We start from the raw sequence: 16,891 nt of genomic DNA, 5'->3' as shown, positions 1-16,891 counted from the left end.
ATGTTGATCGTTGAACCGGCTCTGTGACCATCCGCCCACTGGCAGGCGTTTGCCTGGCGAGCCTTCAACAGGCGCTTAGCCGCCCCCTTGCTGGCCCGGCGCAAGCCCGCCCTGGCGGCGCATCTGGCTGGGCGTTTGGCCGAAATGGGCGCGAAAGGCGGTGCTGAAGTGCGCCGCGCTGCTGAAGCCCAGGCGCTCGGCCGCCAGGGCGATGGGCAGGCCCTCGTCCAGCACCATGTGCCGGCCGCGCAGCAGGCGGCGCTGGCGCAGCCAGCCAAAGGGCGAGTCGCCCAGCTCGCGGCGGAAGGCCGCGCTCAGGCTGCGCGCGCTCATGCCGGCCAGGCGCGCCATGTCGTCCAGCGTCCAGGCGCGGGCCAGGTCGGCCTCCAGCGCATCGGCCAGATGCAACAGGCGCTCGTGCGGCGCAGGCGCGCGCGCCTGCTCCAGCGCCGCAATGCCACGCAGGAAGATGGTTTGCGCGGCGGCCTCCAGCCGCATCAGCGCCAAGGGCTGGCGCGGGTCGCTGCCCAGAATGTCTTGCGCCAATGCCAGGCAGCGCGGCTCGGCCGCCACCTGCACCTGGCGCAGCGCCTGGTGCGGGGCGAACAGGCCGTCAAACCAACCCTCCAGCGCCCGCGCGCGCAGATCGGCGCGCAGCATGCTCACGCCCACGGCGCACAGCGCGCAGGCCTGGCCCTGTGCGCTCCAGGGCAGTGGCTCGCGCACGGCCAGCACCTGCATGCCGCCGCTGCGCGGCGCGCTGGCGCAGTCGCCGCAACGCAGTTGCAGGCTGCCGTGCACCAGCAGCGTGACGTACAGCCCGGCCTGCACGCAGTGTCCGCTGCCGCCCATGCAGCGTGGCGCCTGCGGCGCGTGCTCGGCGCCGCGCACCAGCAGGTGCAGCCGATCGCTGCGGTGCTCGATGAAGCGCGGCGCGGCAGTGCGCCTTGTGGGTGGTGGCATGGGCAGTCCCGAATCAGTAGCTCTGGCCCGCAAGGCCGTGGGATCGAGCGGCAACACCCACGCCAAGGCAAACCCCAGCAGCAATGAAGCCAGAAAACAGGTGTTGAGGGCGCGGCGAAAGGCTTGGCGCAAATGCAAACAGCCCGTGTGGGGCAGAATTCTCGCATGGACGATCGACTGCTTTTCTGCCCCGGCGGCGCTGGCGAGTCACTGCTGGCGGCAGCGGGGCTGCCCGCCTTTTTCAAACGCGCTTTCACTCGTGACCAAAGGGATGCCCCGACCGTGCACCATCGTGCATGGCGCGCGCTGGCGCGTGGCGGCGCTCTGGCCGCAGTTTTGGCTTGCGCCCTGGGCGCGGGCATCGCCCAGGCCGAGCCTTCCCACGCCTACGCGCTGTGGGGCCAGCCCAAATACCCGGCAGGCTTTGCCCATTTCGACTACGCCAATCCGGCCGCGCCCAAGGGCGGCGAGCTGCGCCTGGTGAGCAATCTGCGCACTTCCACCTTCGACAAATACAACCCCTTCACCCTGCGCGGCTCGGCTCCGGCCTATTTGCAGGCCATGCTGTTCGAGAGCTTGCTGACTGGCGCGCTCGATGAGACCTCCACCGGCTACGGCCTGCTGGCCGAGAGCGTGGATATGGCGGCCGATCGCCTCTCGGCCACCTTCCGCATCCGCGCCCAGGCGCGCTTTCACAACGGCAAGCCGGTGCTGGCCGAGGATGTGCGCCACAGTTTCGAGACGCTCATCAGCGCCCAGGCCGCGCCCGGCTACGCCACCTTGCTGGAAAAAGTCGCCCGCGCCGAGGTGCTGGATGCGCGCACCGTGCGCTTTCACTTCAAAAGCCCCGATCGCGAGCTGCCGCTGGTCGTGGGCGGCCTGCCCATCTTCAGCCGCGACTGGGGCCTGGGCGCGGATGGGCAGCGCAAGCCCTTTGACCAAATCATCACCGACACGCCCATTGGCAGCGGCCCCTACCGCATCGGCCCGGTCGTCTTCGGGCGCGACATCACCTACGTGCGCGACCCCGATTACTGGGGGCGCGAGCTGGCCGTCAACGCCGGCGCGCACAACTTCGAGCGCATCACCATCCGCATTTACAAGGACGCCACCGCGCGGCTCGAAGCCCTTAAGGCCGGCGAGTTCGATCTGATGCAGTTTCACAGCGCGGGCGACTGGGCGCGGCGCGTCAAGGGGCGACGTTTTGACAGCGGCGAGCTGGTCAAGGCCGAGTTCGAGCACCGCAACCCCACAGGCTTTCAAAGCTACTTTCTCAACCTGCGCCGCCCCCATTTGCAAGATGTGCGCGTGCGCCGCGCTCTTGCCTTGGCGATGGATTACGAGTGGATGAACCGCCGCCTGTTCTACGGCAGCTATCGCCGCGTCCGTGGCCTGTTTGGCAACACCCAATGCGCCGCCGAGGGCCTGCCCAGCGCCGCCGAGCTGACCTTGCTCGAACCCTGGCGCGGTCAGATTCCGCCCCAAGCCTTCGGCCCCATGCCCGAGCCGCCGCGCACCGACCACAGCGAGCACGGCCTGCGCGAGAACCTGCGCCAGGCGCGCGAGTTGCTGGCCCAGGCGGGCTGGACGCTGCAGGGCGGCACGCTGCGCAACGCCCAGGGCCAGCCGCTGGTGCTGGAGGTGATGGACAGCAACGAAGCGGGCATCCGCACCGTCGCGCCCTGGCAGCGCAACCTGCAAAAAATCGGCATCGAGCTGCGCTTTCGCGTCGTCGATTTCGCGCTGATGCTCCAGCGCATGGACGCTTTCGACTACGACATCACCTCGCTGAACATCCAGGGCACGCACAACCCCGGCCAGGAATACGCCCAGCTCTTTGGCAGCGCCGCCGCCGATCAAAACGGCTCGGCCAACTACAGCGGCCTGAAAAGCCCGGCGGTGGACGCCCTCATCGCCCGCATGGTGCAGGCAGGCACCCAGGCCGACTACCAGGCCGCCTGCCGCGCGCTGGAGCGCGTCGTCACCGCCGAAAACGTCATGGTGCCCGCCTGGTACGCCAGCAACTTCCGCGTTGTGTACAACGCCCAGCGCCTGGCCTTTCAAGCGCCCATGCCGCCGTATGTGCAGGTGCTGGAGAACTGGGCCATGGCCTATTGGTGGGCCACGCTGCCCTCACCCACTCCATAGCCAGCCTGTCAACGACGCTTAGCCGCAAAAATAACCAATCAAAGGAAATAAAACAAACCCATTACGGCAAAACAGACAAAAAGCACATTTTCCTTTGATAGAAAAACAGGAGACAAGACCCAGCCATGCCTGCACCGCCCCCCACCTTTGCCCAATGGCTGCACGACAGCGCCGCCGGCCGTTACGTCAGCGCCTGGCAGCAACGCCATTACGACCAGGCCGTGCAAGACCTTTTTGGCTACTACGCCCTGCACATCGGCACCCCTGCCATTGCCGCCCTGCGCAGCAGCCGCATCCAGCACGCCTGGCACATGCAGGAAGGGGCCGAGCCTGCCTACGCAACCGCCACGCCCGCCAGCGCCCACGCGCCGCGCCCCACACTCATCGCTGCGGCCGAAGCCCTGCCCTTCGCCGCCGACCAGTTCGACCTCATCGCCATGCCCCACGCTCTGGAAATCAGCCACCAGCCCCACGCCGCCTTGCGCGAAGCCACGCGCGTGCTGCGCCCGGAAGGGCGGCTGATCGTCAGCGGCTTCAACCCCGCCCGCCCCTTGGGCCTGCGCCCTCGCCTGCCGCGCGCGCAACCAGGTGCGCAACTGGGCGCGTCCATTGGCTACCTGCGCTTGCGCGATTGGCTGCACTTGATGGGCTATGAAGTGCAAGCCTGCCACTTCGGCTGCCATCTGCCCCGGCTGCAAAACGCCAAGTGGTACGAGCGCCTGGGCTGGATCGATCGCCTCAGCCACGATCGCCTGCCGCTGCTGGGCGGCGTGTATTTCCTCGTGGCGGTGAAAAAAGTCCACGGCTGCCGCCTGCTCGAAACCCATTGGCGGCGCTGGCGCGTGCCGCAAAGCCTGCCCGCCATCACCACCCCATCGGCCTCGTCCAGCCAGTGCGCCAGTGAGGGCGGGCGCGTCAAGAGATCTCCCCATCACCCGCCACGTGGAGAGTTACAAATCATTAGAAAATCTGCTTGACACCCATCAAGCCAAAACAAGGCGGTTTTATTTCCTATTGATTTGTAAATAATCAATAGTTGCGCCCCGCCTTGTACATGGCGTGCTGGCGGCGCTGCAAGGTGGCGGTTTTCTCCAGCGCCTGGCGGGTGCGCTGGGCGTGGGCGTGGGTGATGGCCAGGCCCAGCGCATCGGCCGCATCCGTGCCGGGCAGGCCAGGCAGTTGCAGCAGGCGGCGCGCCATCTCCTGGATTTGCGATTTGGCCGCCCGGCCGTGGCCGGTGATGGATTTTTTCATCTGCAAGGCGGTGTACTCCGCCACCGGCAGCCCTTGCGCCACCAGCGCCGTCACGCAAGCCCCACGCGCCTGGCCCAGCAGCAGCGTCGATTGCGGGTTGACGTTGACGAACACGATCTCCACGCACGCCTGGTCGGGTTGGTATTCGCGCGTGATTTGCGCGATGCCGTCAAACAGGATTTTCAGCCGCCCCGGCACATCGCCGCGCTGCGCCGCCGTGGTGCGGATCGCGCCGCTGGCCACATAGCGCAACTGCTGGCCGTGCGCGTCGATCACGCCAAAGCCTGTCGTCTGCAAGCCGGGGTCTATGCCAAGAATGCGCATGGGCAAATTACATGAGCAAGTTACATGGGCCGTTGCGGCGGGGCGGGCAAGGCTGCCCCGCCCCGCTTATTTTTTCTTGCGCCGCTGCGTCGTCAGGCCCAGGCGCTGCTTGTCGCGCTCGATGCGCTCGGCCTTTCTGCGGTTCTCCCGCTCCATCATCTTGCGCTTGGTGTAGCCCGACCAATCGGCCCATGCCCACCACGCCGCCGTCAGGCCAAACGGCACGGCAATCCACCACCAGGGCCATTGGGCCACCGGGCCTACGGCGAAATACTTCATCGCCAGCAAGATCAGGGACAGTCCAAGCAAATACATAAGCAAACGCTGTTTCAGGCCAAACAAAAGCGGCCAGCCCCGACAGCCGACCGCAGCCAATCACAACCAACCACAGCCAAAAGGCCGAACGATTCTACGCCCGGCCCCCTGGCCATCAGCCAGCCTCAATACATGTGCAAGCCGCCGTTGATGGCGATGTTGCTGCCCGTGATGTATTCACCCGCATCGCTGGCAACAAAAGCCACCAGTTGGGCAATGTGCTCGGGCTTGCCCAGCTTGCGCACGGGGATGGTGGGGATGATTTGATCGAGCACATCCTTGGGGATGGCCTCCACCATCTGCGTGGCCAGATAGCCCGGCGAAATGGCGTTGACCGTCACGCCCTTGCTGGCCACTTCCAGCGCCAGGGACTTGGTAAAGCCATACATGCCCGATTTGGCGGTGGAGTAGTTGGTTTGCCCGAACTGTCCCTTGGAGCCGTTGACCGAGGAGATATTGATGATGCGCCCCCAGCCGCGCGTGCACATGCCATCGATAAACGGCTTGGTGACGTTGAAAATCGAATCCAGGTTGGTGCTCAGCACGGCATCCCACTTGTCCTTGCTCAACTTGCGGAACGTGCCATCGCGCGTGATGCCCGCGTTGTTGACGAGAATGTCCACCTGCACGCCCTCTTTTTCCAACTGCTGCGCCAGCGCCTGTGCCGACTCGTAATCGGCCACATCCATGCCGTAAAAACGCACGTTGCGCCCCGCCTCACGCTGCGCCTGCTCCCAAGCCTGCTGGCACTCTTGCCCAGGCAAATCGCTGGCGATGACCTGATGGCCCGCCTCGTGCAAAGCCTGCACGATGGCCGTGCCCAGCCCGCCCAAAGCGCCCGTGACCAAAGCCGTGCGTTGCGTGGTTGTCATTTCGTGTTGTCCTTTCTGTGAAAAACCCAATCAATCGATACGGGAAAACCCGCAGCCGTCACTGTAGGCCCAAATGCAGGGCCTGGACTTGATCCAGTGCAAACCGCGGCAAAACACGGGCACCCCCTGAAATAAAACGGGGCCGCTGGCTTGCAACCGCCAGCAGCCCCGTTTTTTGCGTGCCAAGCGCAGCGTGGCAGCTTATGGATACAAGCCGCGCAGTTCGCGCGCTTGCAGGATGCGCGAGCAGGCGACGATGAAGGTGGCTGTGCGCAGCGAAACTTTGTGCTGCTGGGCCACGTGCCAGACGGCGCTGAAGGCGTCTTTCATGATCTTGACCAGGCGCTGGTTGATTTCTTCCTCCGTCCAGAAAAAGCTGGAGAAGTCCTGCACCCATTCAAAGTAGCTCACCGTCACGCCGCCGGCGTTGGCGATGACGTCGGGCAGCACCAGCACGCCTTTGTCGTTGAGGATATCGTCCGCGGCCGGGGTGGTGGGGCCGTTGGCGCCTTCGATCACCATGCGGGCTTTGACCAGTGGCGCGTTGTCGGCAGTGAGCTGCCCTTCCAGCGCGGCGGGGATGAGGATGTCGCAATCGCAGGCCCAGAATTCCTTGGCGCTGGTGGCATCGGCCTTTTTGAAGCCCGCCACGCCGCCGCTGGTGCGCACATGCTCGAGCAGGGCATCCACATCCAGCCCGGCCTTGCGGTAGATGCTGCCGGTGTGGTCTTGCACGGCGACGATGCGTGCGCCGGCATCGGCAAACAGCTTGGCTGCGGTGCCGCCGACGTTGCCCAGCCCTTGTACGGCCACGCGTGCGCCTTCGATCTCCAGGCCGACGAGCTTGGCTGCCTCCACGCCGACGGTGAACACGCCCCGGCCGGTGGCTTCGCGCCGGCCCAGGGAGCCGCCCAGCTCAATGGGCTTGCCGGTGACTACGCCGGTGGCGGTGCTGCCCACGTTCATGGAGTAGGTGTCCATCATCCAGGCCATCACGCGCTCATTGGTGTTGACGTCGGGGGCGGGGATGTCCTTGGTGGGGCCGATGATGAGGCCGATTTCGCTGGTGTAGCGGCGCGCGACTTTCTCCAGCTCGTTTTGCGAGTATTTGCGCGGGTCGATGCGGATGCCGCCTTTGGCGCCGCCATAGGGCACGTTGACGGCGGCGTTCTTGATCGACATCCAGGCCGATAGCGCCATCACTTCGGAGAGGGTGACATCCTGGTGAAAACGCACGCCGCCTTTGCCCGGGCCGCGCGAGAGGTTGTGCTGCACGCGATAGCCCTCGAAGTGGGCCACGGTGCCGTCGTCCAGCTCCACCGGCACATCGACGATGAGCGAGCGCTTGGGGCGTTTGAGCGTTTCCACCCATTTGGCCAGGTGGCCCAGGTAAGGGGTGACGCGATCGATTTGTTTGAGGTAAATGCCCCAAGGCCCCAGGTCGTTGGCGTCCAGATAAGAAGGCAGCGCGTGCGCCATGCGCTCTGGGCTGGGGGCTGCGGTCTGGGGCGCATCGGCGGGCGTTTGGGGCGGCGCTTTTTTCACGGCTTTTTTCGCTGTTTTGGCAGCTTTTTTGGCGGCGTCTTTCGAGGTGCTGGAAGGCATGCTTGTCTCTCCTGAGGGTTGTGTTGGCACAGCGCGCCAGAGCATAGGCGCGCGCCTGGGCTTTGTCCATCCGCCAGGGCATGGCGCCCAAGCAGCAGCTCGGCTCACCCGCGCGGGTGGTGCTCGGCGTGCAGGTTTTTCAGCCGCTCGCGCGCCACGTGGGTGTAAATGGTGGTGGTGGAAATATCCGAATGCCCCAGCAGCATTTGCACCGCGCGCAAATCCGCGCCGTGGTTGAGCAAATGCGTGGCAAAGGCATGGCGCAAGGTATGCGGCGAGAGCGATTGCGTGATGCCCGCCTGCACGGCGTATTTCTTGATCAGCACCCAGAACATGGCGCGCCCCATGGCCTGGCCGCGCGCGGTGACGAAAAAATCGTCCGTCATCTGCCCGGCCAGGATGAGCGCCCGGCCCTCTTGCGCGTAGCGCTCCAGCCATTGCTGAGCCACGGCGCCAAAGGGCACCAGGCGCTCCTTGCTGCCCTTGCCGGTGACTTGCAGCACACCTTCGTTGGTGCGGATTTGCCAGGTTTTCAGCGCCACCAGCTCGCTCACGCGCAGGCCGCTGGCGTAGAGCAGCTCCAGCATGGCGCGGTCGCGCAGGCCCAGCGCGGTGCTGGTGTCGGGCGCGGCCAGCAGCGCCTCGACCTGGGCCTCGCTCATCGTCTTGGGCACGCGCAGGGCTTGCCGGGCGGCATCCGTGCGGGCGGTGGGGTCGCTGGCGCATAGGCCCTCGCGGTGCGCCCAGCGGTAAAAGCGCTTGAGCACCGTCAGGCGGCGGTTGGCCGTGCTGGCCTTGGTCTGGCTGTGGCGGGCGGCGAAATACTGGTGCACATCGCCCTCGCCCACGGCCAGCAGCGCAGGCCCTTGCTGTTGCGCCAGCCAGGCGGCCAGCAGCTCCAAATCCTTGCGGTAGGCGTACAAGGTGTTGCGCGCCAGGCCTTCGTGCAGCCAGAGGCTGTCGATAAAACGATCGATCAGCGCCTGATCGTCAGGCCGGGGCAAGGCGGGCGCAGCGGGATCGGCGGCAAGGGCAGGCGCGTTCATCGGGATACAGGGCGGCGGGAAAGAAGGCAAAAAGGAGGCGCAAAGCAAGCGGGAAATCCAGCAAAGCTGCCATCTTAGGGCGCTCCGCCTACCTGCCAGGCGGGCTTTGCAGAATTTTCAAATTACATATCAATATAAAATTACTTTTATATCAATGTTGCCAAAACAAGGATATTTTATTTCTCTTGAAATAGAAATAAAACACTTGGAAAGCCGCCTCCCTGCCACACCACCCCCTCACCGGCCGCAAACTTGGCTACAGTGCGCGGCTTTTGCTCTCTGCCCTGCCCTGCCGCCATGTCCGCCCCCGCATCGCCCTCGCCCACCGCCCAGTTTTTGACCGTGCAGGAAGAATGGGCTGGCCAACGGCTGGATAACTTCCTGTTTCGCACCGTCAAAGGCGTGCCCAAAAGCCATGTGTACCGCCTCATCCGCAGCGGCCAGGTGCGCGTGAACAAAGGCCGCGCCCAGGCCGACAGCCGCTTGGCCGCAGGCGACATCGTGCGCGTGCCGCCCGTGCGCGCCAGCGCCGTGGGTGACGCGGGCGCAAACGCCGCCCCCGGCACACCTGCGCCCGCGCGGGAATTTGCCGTGCTGTTCGAGGACGAGCTGCTGCTGGCCATCCACAAACCCGCTGGCGTGGCCGTGCACGGCGGCAGCGGCGTGAGCTTTGGCGTCATCGAACAGTTGCGCGCCGCCCGCCCCGAGGCGCGTTTTCTGGAGCTGGTGCACCGGCTGGATAAAGAGACTTCGGGCATCTTGCTCATTGCCAAGCGCCGCAGCGCCTTGACCCACGTGCAAGACCAATTTCGCGCCCGCAGCACGGGCAAAACCTATCTGGCCGTGGTCAAAGGCGCCTGGCCCCAGCGCCGCAAGGTGGTGGACACGCCCCTGCGCAAATACCTGCTGCCCGATGGCGAACGCCGCGTGCGCCCGACGGAGAAAAGCGACGCCGAGGGCATGCACGCGCTCTCGCTGTTCGTCGTGCGCCACACCTGGCCCGCCCAGCCCGAGCGGGGCATGCCCGCCACCAGCCTGATCGAGGTGACGATCAAAACCGGCCGCACGCACCAAATCCGCGTACACACCGCCAGCAGCGGCCACCCTATCGCGGGCGATGAGAAATACGGCGATTTCGACTGGAACAAACGCCTGGCCAAGCAGGGCCTGAACCGCATGTTCTTGCACGCCTGGCGGCTGCGCTTTAGCCACCCGCGCAGCGGTGAAACCGTGGCGCTGGAGTGCCCGCCGGGAGGGGATTGGCCGGTGGATTGGCTGTGCTAAGGTGCGGGCGCCGATATTCGCCGATATTCAGGAGAACGCCTCATGCCAACGATCGCCCTATCCCTCAACCTGGACGAAGCGCTGCACCAGCGCATCCAGCATTTGGCGCAAACCCAAAACCGCACGGCGCATGCCATGCTGCACACCGCCATAGAAAACTATTTGGAGCGGGAAGAAAAGCGCCAGGCCTTCCAGCAAGATGTCCTTGAGGCCTGGGAGGAATACCAGCGCACAGGGCTACACCTGACAGGCGAAGAAGTCGATGCCTGGCTAGCCAGGCTGCAAGCGGGTGAAGACGCGCCGCTGCCCCCATGCCATCGCTGATTTGGTCGCCGCGCGCTGCGGTCGATCTTCAACGCCTTTACCGCTTTCTTCTCCCCAAAAACCCCGATGCGGCCCAGCGCGCCGTCAAGGCGATCCGCGCTGGCTGTGGCCTTGTACCGTGTGGATGGGGATGCGATCACCATCTTGGCGGTGCGCCATCAAAAAGAAGCGGGGTTTTAAAAGGAGGCTGGGCAGTTTTCAAGGCCGGTTACCAACCGGCCTTTTCATTTCTCGCGCGTTGGCCCCTGCCCTGCCCGTCCAGTCGCCGCCCCTCCTGCGCGGCTGGCTCGGGCACGTCGGCTGCGCTGGCCTCTTGCTCGCGCAGGAAGGCGCGGGCCTCCTGGCGGTCTTGGCCGCTGGCTTGCAGGCCTTCTTGCTGGTGCTTGTTGGCCGGGTGGTATTGCAGCTCGATCATGACGGGGAAGTGATCGGAGCCGATGGTGGGCAGGCGGTGAATGCCTACCAGCTCGAAGTGGTCGCTGTGGAAGAAGTGGTCCAGCGGCCAGCGCGCAAACCAGTAATGGGCGTGAAAGCTGTTGAGCATGCCGCGCCCCACGCGCGGATCGAGCAGGCCGCTGATTTTGCGAAACAGCCGCGTGGTGGGCGACCAGCCCACGTCGTTCAAGTCGCCCGCAACGATGATGGGGCCGTCTTCTCGCTCCAGGCTTTTGGCCACCATCACCAGCTCCACATCGCGCTCGGTGGAGCTGTCGGCCTCGTTGGGGCTGGGCGGTGCGGGGTGCAACACGTGCAGGCGCGCGCGCACGGCTTCGCGGCCGTTGCCGGCCGGGTGCAGCAGCACGCTGGCGTGCATGGAAGGCACATCGGCCTCGACCAGAAACTCGATGCTGGCCTGATCCAGCGGCAGGCGCGAATACAAGTGCATGCCGTAGAGGTTGTCCAGCGGGCAGGCCAGGCGATGGGGGTATTGCGCGTGCAGGGGGGCAAGTTGCGCCTGCCACCACTCGTCGCTCTCCAGCGTGACGACGATGTCGGGGCGGTGCTGCGCGATGAGCGCCAGCAGCGCGGGCGCGTTGCGGTTGGGGGTGAGCACGTTGGCCGAGAGCATGCGCAGGCGTGGGCCGCTTTCGTGCGCATCGGCCCAGCGCACTTCGCGCCGCCACAGGCGGGTGTAGGGCAGGATCCACCAGAGCTGGTAGCCCAGGCTGGCGAGGGTGGCGGCCAGCAGCGCGGCGGGGGCTGGGCGGGCCACATCCAGCCACCACACTTGCGCCAGCGCGGCCAGCGCCAACAGGATGGCCAGTTGCAGGCGCGGGAAATCCCAGATGCGCACCCACCAGGCCCGCGCCTTGAAAAAGGGCAGCGCGGTCAGCAGGATCAGCGGCGCGGTGCAGAGGGTGAGAAGGAGGGTGGCGCTCATGGTGCGACAAGGGCGGGGGCTTGGACGGGGCGTGCAGGGTAGCATGCCCAACCGCTCGGGCGCGTGGCGATTATGCAAAATTCCAATTCAAAGAATAAAAAATCCATATGTTTCGGCATGATGGTCAATAAGCCACTTTTTCTTTGATTGGAATACGAAAAATTCACCCTTCGGCCATGCCCAGCGCCTCCTGCATATCGACGGCGACGATGCGCGAGACGCCCCGCTCCTGCATGGTCACGCCGATGAGCTGCTCGGCCATTTCCATGGCGATTTTGTTGTGGCTGATGTAGAGGAACTGGGTCATGGCGCTCATGCGCTTGACCAGGCGGGCGTAGCGCTCGGTGTTGGCGTCGTCCAGCGGCGCGTCCACCTCGTCGAGCAGGCAGAACGGCGCGGGGTTGAGCTGGAAGATGGCAAACACCAGCGCAATGGCGGTGAGCGCTTTTTCGCCGCCGGAGAGCAAGTGGATGGTCTGGTTGCGCTTGCCCGGCGGCTGGGCCATGACTTGCACGCCTGCGTCGAGGATTTCGCCACCCGTCATGATGAGTTTGGCCTGGCCGCCGCCAAACAGCTCGGGGAACATTTCGCCAAAGTGGCGGTTGACGGTGTCGAAGGTGGTTTGCAGCAGCTCGCGCGTTTGTGCATCGATGGTGCGGATGGCCTGCTCCAGCGTTTGCATGGCTTCTTGCAGGTCTTTGGCCTGGCCGTCCAGGTAGGTTTCGCGCTCGCGGGCTTGCTCCAGCTCTTGCAGCGCAGCGAGGTTGACGGGGCCCAGTGCCTGCATCTGGCGCTGCATGCGGTCGATCTCGCCTTGCAGCCCCTCCAGCCGCACCTGGCCTGCGGCGATGCTTTGGGCAACGGCGGCTTTGTCGGCCCCGGCTTCGACGAGCAGCTCCTCGAACTGTTGCCAGGCCAGTTGCGCGGCCTGCTCTTTCAGGCGCAGCTCGGTGATGCGCTGGCGCAGCGGCTCCAGCGCCCGCTCTTGCTGCATGCGCGCTTCGTCGGCGGCGCGCAGTTGGCGGCCCATGTCGTCGTAGTGCTGGCGCGCCTGATGCAGGGTGGCTTCGCGCTCGGCTTTGCGGGCCTGGGCCTGTTCCAGCCCATCGAGCGCGGCGTGCCCGGCCAGGCGCTCCAGCTCCATGTGGGCCTCCTGCATTTCGGCCTGCACGGTGTGCAGTTGCTGGTCGGCGGTGCGCAGGTGGCGCTGCAATTCTTCGCGGCGGCTTTGCAGGCTTTGCAGGCCGAATTGCGCCTCCTGCCATTGGCGCTCGAGTTGGCGCTGCTGCTCGCGCGCCTGGGTGAGCTGGCGCTCGGCGCTGGCGCTGGCGTCGTCGCAAGCGAGCTGGCGCTCTTGCAGCTCGGCCAGTTGGGCGTCGAGTTCTTCAAAGCGGGCCTCGGCATCCATGGCGCGCTCTTGCAGTTCTTCTTGCGCGGCTTGCAGTTCTTGCCAATCGCCATCGAGCCGGGCGTGGGCGGAGCGCAGGTGTTCGGCCTCCTGCGTCAGCCGCAGCACCTGCACTTGCAGGTCGTGGGCGCGTTTTTGCGTCTGGTCGGCAGCGGCGCGCTGCTGCTGCACGGCGGCGGCGGCGCTTTGGTAGGCGGCTTCGGCCTGGGCCTGGGCGCTGCGCTCGTCCTGCACGGTGGCTTCTTGCGCGGCGCATTGTTCTTGCAGGGTTTCGATTTCCTGCGCGCGCGCCAGCAGGCCGGCTTGCTCGCTGTCCTCGGCGTAAAAGCCCAGGCTGTGGCGGGTGATGCAATGGCCTGCGGCCAGCAGGATTTGCTCGCCGGGGGCCAGGCGCTCGCGCACGGCCAGGGCATCGTCCAGATGGGCGGCGCTGTAGCAGCCATGCAGCCAGTCGGCCAGCACGGCGCTCAGGCGCGCGTCGTCGCAGCGCAGCTTGTCGGCCAGGGCGGGCAAGCCCAAGGCGGCCGATGGGGCCTGGCCGGGCGTTTCCCCGCCCTGCCCCTCGGCGTAGAACACCAGCTTGGCGGGCGGGCGGCGCTCGGCGCTGGCAAAGCCGCGCACGGCCTCCAGCCGCGAAACGGGCAGCGCGGCCATGCGTTCGCGCAGCGCGGCTTCCACGGCTTGCTCCCACCCGGCATCGACGTGCAGGCGCTGCCAAAGTTGCTGGAAGTCGCCCAGCCCCTGCTCGGCCAGCCAGGGAGCGAGCTTGGCATCGGCCTGCACTTTCTCTTGCAAGGCGCGCAGGGCGTGCAGGCGCGCCTCCAGGCTGGCGAGCTGGCCCACGCTGGCTTGCAGGCGCTGCTGGGCCTGGCGGCGCTGCTCGTCCAGCCCGGGGATGCTGTCGTGCAGCTCGGCCCAGGCGGCTTGGTTGAATTCGGCCTCCTCGCGCGCGGCGGCCAGCGCGGCTTGCTGCTCTTGCAAATGGGCTTCGTCAAAGGCTTGCAAGCCTTTGCGCTCTTGCGCGATGCGCTCGAGCCGCTGCTGGGTTTGCTGCTGGCGCTCTTGCAGGCCACGCTGCTCGGCAGCCAGCACTTGCAATTGCTGCTGGGCTTGCTGGGCCTGCTGGCGCGCTTGCTCGGCGGCCTGGCGGGCCTCGCTCCAGGCTTGCTCCAGTTCGGGCAACAACGCCGCCTGCTCTTGCACCTGGGCGGCCAGGGTTTCGTTGCGCTCGGCGGCGCTGGCGTCGTCATCGTCCAGCGTGGCGAGTTCTTCGCTGGATTGGCCTGCTGCGCCCTGCCATTGGGCCAATTGCTGTTCCAGCGCGATCAGGCGCTGCTGGGCGCGCTGCTGGCCTTCGAGCACGAAGCGGATTTCGGCTTCCAGCTTGCCCACTTCGGCCGATGCCTCGTACAGCGCCCCTTGCGCGGCGTTGACTTGCTCGCCCGCGGCGTAGTGCAGCTCGCGCGCCTGCTCCATGCGCGCGGCAGCTTCTTCCATCTCGCCAGTGTGGGCCTGCAAGCCTTGCACGGCCTGTTGGCCGTGCTGCTGGGCTTCGTCCAGCTCTTGCTGCGCCTTGTTCTGGCGCAGCAGCCACAACTGCTGCTGCGCCTGCTGCGCCTGCTCTTGCAAGCGGGTGTATTGCGCGGCTACTTCGGCCTGGCCTTCCAAATGGGCCAGGTTTTTCGTCAGCTCGCGCAGGATGTCCTCGATGCGGGTGAGGTTTTCGCGCGTGTCCTTCAGGCGCGCCTCGGTCTCCTTGCGGCGCTCCTTGTATTTGGAGACGCCAGCGGCCTCCTCCAGAAACAGCCGCAGCTCCTCGGGCTTGGATTCGATGATGCGGCTGATCGTGCCCTGCCCGATGATGGCGTAGGCGCGCGGCCCCAGACCCGTGCCCATGAACACATCCTGCACATCCTTGCGGCGCACCTGCTGGCCGTTGATGTAGTAGGTGCTCGCGCCCTCGCGCGTGAGCGTGCGGCGCACGGCGATCTCGCCATACTGGTTCCACTGCCCGCCCGCGCGCTGGCTGTCGTTGTTGAACACCAGCTCCACGCTGGAGCGGCTGGCGGCCTTGCGCGTGTGCGTGCCGCTGAAGATCACATCCTGCATGGATTCGCCGCGCAGCTCGCTGGCCTTGGACTCGCCCAGCACCCAGCGCACGGCATCCATGATGTTGGACTTGCCGCAGCCATTGGGGCCGACCACGCCCACCATCTGCCCCGGCAGCATGAAGGTGGTGGGCTCGGCAAAGGACTTGAAGCCCGAGAGCTTGATGGAGTTGAGTCGCACGGTGCAGAAAACGGAAAGCAGGCTCTCAGGGCCCGCGCAAAAAAGGCGGCAATGGTAAAGGCAAAGCCGGGGGCGGCCCTATCCAAACGCGCCACTCAAACGAACCACCCCAACGCACCACCTCGGCCGCGCCACGGCTATAGTCACGCCGCCGCAAAGGCCGCCCTTTACGCCCCCACCAATCACTGACTGGTTCGCACCAACCGCACCGCACGCCGGTCGCTGCGGCTGTTGCTGCCGCTGGCGACGCCATAGTTGAAATCGACGCCCCAGGCGTTGGCGGAATCGCCCGCATAGGGCGTGGCCGTCCAGTACCAGCTCGCTCTGGTGCCCGGGAACACCGTGGCATCGATCGTCGGCCTTGTGCAACCGTGGTCCACCAGACTGCTGAGCTCCTTCACGTCGGGCAGGCGCCAGTCTGCCTGCCCTTTGGCGTAGGCCAGGGCGGCTTCATGCGTCATGGCGCTCACTGTGCCGGTGCAAGCGTTGCCATCCCAGCTTCGGCCCACACTGCATCGCTGCCAGATCAGGCCCGTTTCCGTGTCTTTCACTTCGGCGTTATTCGCACCAGTGGGCACAAAGCGCCCCTGCGCGCTGCTGGGGCAGGCGGCCAGTGCGGGCATGGCGGCTGCGCCCAGGGCCAGCGCGGCGAGGGCCGTGCGCCAGCGCAAGGGGAGCCGGATGGTTGTGCGGGGGAGTGGCGGGGGTTGGATGGTGGGCATGGTGATCTCGCTTTGAAGGGGATGAGCTGGTCTTTGGAAGCCGAGGGTTGACGAAGAGCAGATTGAAAGGATTGCGGGCCAGCGCTTGGCGGCTGCTCGCGATCTCTACGCGAGCGGGCAAGAAGCGGCTTGGTATGGGCTGCAAAGCGCGGCCGGAGCAGGTGCCCCGGCAAGGCTTTGCAACGCGGCAGACCGCCCAAGGCCACGCTTTTCACTGGCTGGCCCGCACCAACTGCACCGCACGCCGCAGCTGCCACCAACGACGCTGCCGTAGCCGAAATTGACGCCCCAGGCACGGGCGGAATGGCCCGCAGCCGAATCGGAAGCCCAAGTGCCGCCGTAATTCCAGGCACTGGTCCAGGTGTGCGGGAACCAATGGGTGTCGATAGTGGGGCCTGGAGAGGGTTTGCCGTAGTCCACCAGGCCTTGCAGCTCCCGCACGGTGGGCAGACGCCAATCGTTGAAGCCGCACAGGCCCTGGGTATTGACCTCTGCCACGTATGCGCCGGCATCGCCCGGCTGATTGTTGTCCCAGTTGGTGTAGAGGTTTGCGTAATGCCGCAGATGCCCGCTTTGGTTGACCTTGCCTTCCCAGATCAGGCCGGTGTGGTTGTCCTTGACGCATTCGGTCTTGTCGTAATGGCCGCCTGCCGGATTGGATACGGCGCTGTAGCTCAGCGGATGGATGAGGCGGCGCATGCCGTCCTGTTTTTCCGGGCCGCTGAGGTCTTGGGCTTCCGGGCTGTCGCAGACGACCAGAACATCGCTGCCGGCCTCGTAGCACTGCTGGTCGGTGGTGCCGGTGTGGGGCAGTTTGGGGACGAAGGGTGGCGGTGGAGGCGGTGGAGGCGGTGGAGGCGGTGGAGGCGGTGGAGGCGGTGGAGGCGGTGGAGGCGGTGGAGGCGGTGGAGGTGGTGGAGGTGGTGGAGGCGGTGGTGGCGGTGGTGGCGGTGGAG

14 protein-coding genes are annotated in these 16,891 nt (G+C 66.0%); 4 read left to right on the top strand and 10 right to left on the bottom strand.

Annotated features, from left to right (window positions below; translation table 11 throughout):
• Window positions 1–75 precede the first annotated feature (75 nt).
• A complete protein-coding gene (locus EBQ26_RS02725; RefSeq protein WP_147473987.1) occupies window positions 76–963 on the bottom strand; it encodes a helix-turn-helix domain-containing protein in 888 nt (295 codons plus the stop codon).
• 132 nt (window positions 964–1,095) lie between these two features.
• On the opposite strand from EBQ26_RS02725, the gene EBQ26_RS02720 reads away from it, so the two are divergent.
• Both EBQ26_RS02720 and EBQ26_RS02715 read left to right on the top strand, forming a co-directional pair.
• Window positions 1,096–3,111, top strand: a complete 2,016-nt coding sequence (locus EBQ26_RS02720; RefSeq protein ID WP_238944094.1) for an extracellular solute-binding protein — start codon at window positions 1,096–1,098, stop codon at window positions 3,109–3,111.
• Window positions 3,112–3,236: 125 nt separating this feature from the next.
• Window positions 3,237–4,088 carry a class I SAM-dependent methyltransferase gene (locus EBQ26_RS02715; RefSeq protein ID WP_122237512.1) on the top strand — a complete coding sequence of 284 codons (852 nt, stop codon included), beginning with the start codon at window positions 3,237–3,239 and terminating at the stop codon, window positions 4,086–4,088.
• Between the two features lie 52 nt (window positions 4,089–4,140).
• Here the strand turns inward: EBQ26_RS02715 and ruvC are convergent, their stop codons facing one another.
• From ruvC to xerD, 5 genes are all read right to left on the bottom strand, one after another.
• Complete coding sequence (ruvC, locus tag EBQ26_RS02710; protein ID WP_122237511.1) at window positions 4,141–4,689, bottom strand: crossover junction endodeoxyribonuclease RuvC; 549 nt, start codon at window positions 4,687–4,689, stop codon at window positions 4,141–4,143.
• A gap of 66 nt (window positions 4,690–4,755) precedes the next feature.
• Window positions 4,756–5,004, bottom strand: a complete 249-nt coding sequence (locus EBQ26_RS02705) for a TIGR04438 family Trp-rich protein (RefSeq protein ID WP_122237510.1) — start codon at window positions 5,002–5,004, stop codon at window positions 4,756–4,758.
• Window positions 5,005–5,129: 125 nt separating this feature from the next.
• The gene (gene phbB / locus EBQ26_RS02700) at window positions 5,130–5,876 is read right to left on the bottom strand and encodes an acetoacetyl-CoA reductase (protein ID WP_122237509.1); all 747 of its coding nucleotides are present in this window, start codon (window positions 5,874–5,876) and stop codon (window positions 5,130–5,132) included.
• 201 nt (window positions 5,877–6,077) lie between these two features.
• The gene (locus EBQ26_RS02695) at window positions 6,078–7,355 is read right to left on the bottom strand and encodes a Glu/Leu/Phe/Val family dehydrogenase (RefSeq protein ID WP_122237674.1); all 1,278 of its coding nucleotides are present in this window, start codon (window positions 7,353–7,355) and stop codon (window positions 6,078–6,080) included.
• Window positions 7,356–7,585: 230 nt separating this feature from the next.
• On the bottom strand, window positions 7,586–8,527 hold the full coding sequence (gene xerD, locus EBQ26_RS02690; RefSeq protein ID WP_122237508.1) for a site-specific tyrosine recombinase XerD: 942 nt from the start codon (window positions 8,525–8,527) through the stop codon (window positions 7,586–7,588).
• Between the two features lie 297 nt (window positions 8,528–8,824).
• On the opposite strand from xerD, the gene EBQ26_RS02685 reads away from it, so the two are divergent.
• Window positions 8,825–9,811, top strand: a complete 987-nt coding sequence (locus EBQ26_RS02685) for an RluA family pseudouridine synthase (RefSeq protein WP_122237507.1) — start codon at window positions 8,825–8,827, stop codon at window positions 9,809–9,811.
• A gap of 42 nt (window positions 9,812–9,853) precedes the next feature.
• Entirely contained in the window at window positions 9,854–10,135 is a 282-nt protein-coding gene (locus tag EBQ26_RS02680; protein ID WP_122237506.1) for a CopG family ribbon-helix-helix protein, read from the top strand.
• A gap of 208 nt (window positions 10,136–10,343) precedes the next feature.
• Here the strand turns inward: EBQ26_RS02680 and EBQ26_RS02670 are convergent, their stop codons facing one another.
• From EBQ26_RS02670 to EBQ26_RS02655, 4 genes are all read right to left on the bottom strand, one after another.
• Window positions 10,344–11,516: an endonuclease/exonuclease/phosphatase family protein gene (locus tag EBQ26_RS02670; RefSeq protein WP_122237505.1), complete on the bottom strand. Its 1,173-nt coding sequence runs from the start codon at window positions 11,514–11,516 to the stop codon at window positions 10,344–10,346.
• Window positions 11,517–11,679: 163 nt separating this feature from the next.
• Complete coding sequence (gene smc, locus EBQ26_RS02665; RefSeq protein WP_122237504.1) at window positions 11,680–15,213, bottom strand: chromosome segregation protein SMC; 3,534 nt, start codon at window positions 15,211–15,213, stop codon at window positions 11,680–11,682.
• Window positions 15,214–15,395: 182 nt separating this feature from the next.
• Window positions 15,396–15,935: an Lcl C-terminal domain-containing protein gene (locus EBQ26_RS02660; RefSeq protein ID WP_122237503.1), complete on the bottom strand. Its 540-nt coding sequence runs from the start codon at window positions 15,933–15,935 to the stop codon at window positions 15,396–15,398.
• A gap of 105 nt (window positions 15,936–16,040) precedes the next feature.
• On the bottom strand, window positions 16,041–16,891 hold an 851-nt coding region (locus EBQ26_RS02655), incomplete at its 5' end, for an Lcl C-terminal domain-containing protein (protein WP_147473986.1).

It is taken from the genome of Allofranklinella schreckenbergeri (assembly GCF_003703475.1).
In the GTDB taxonomy this organism is placed as follows: Bacteria; Pseudomonadota; Gammaproteobacteria; order Burkholderiales; family Burkholderiaceae_C; genus Lampropedia; species Lampropedia schreckenbergeri.
This window is presented reverse-complemented; position numbering and strand designations above follow the sequence as displayed.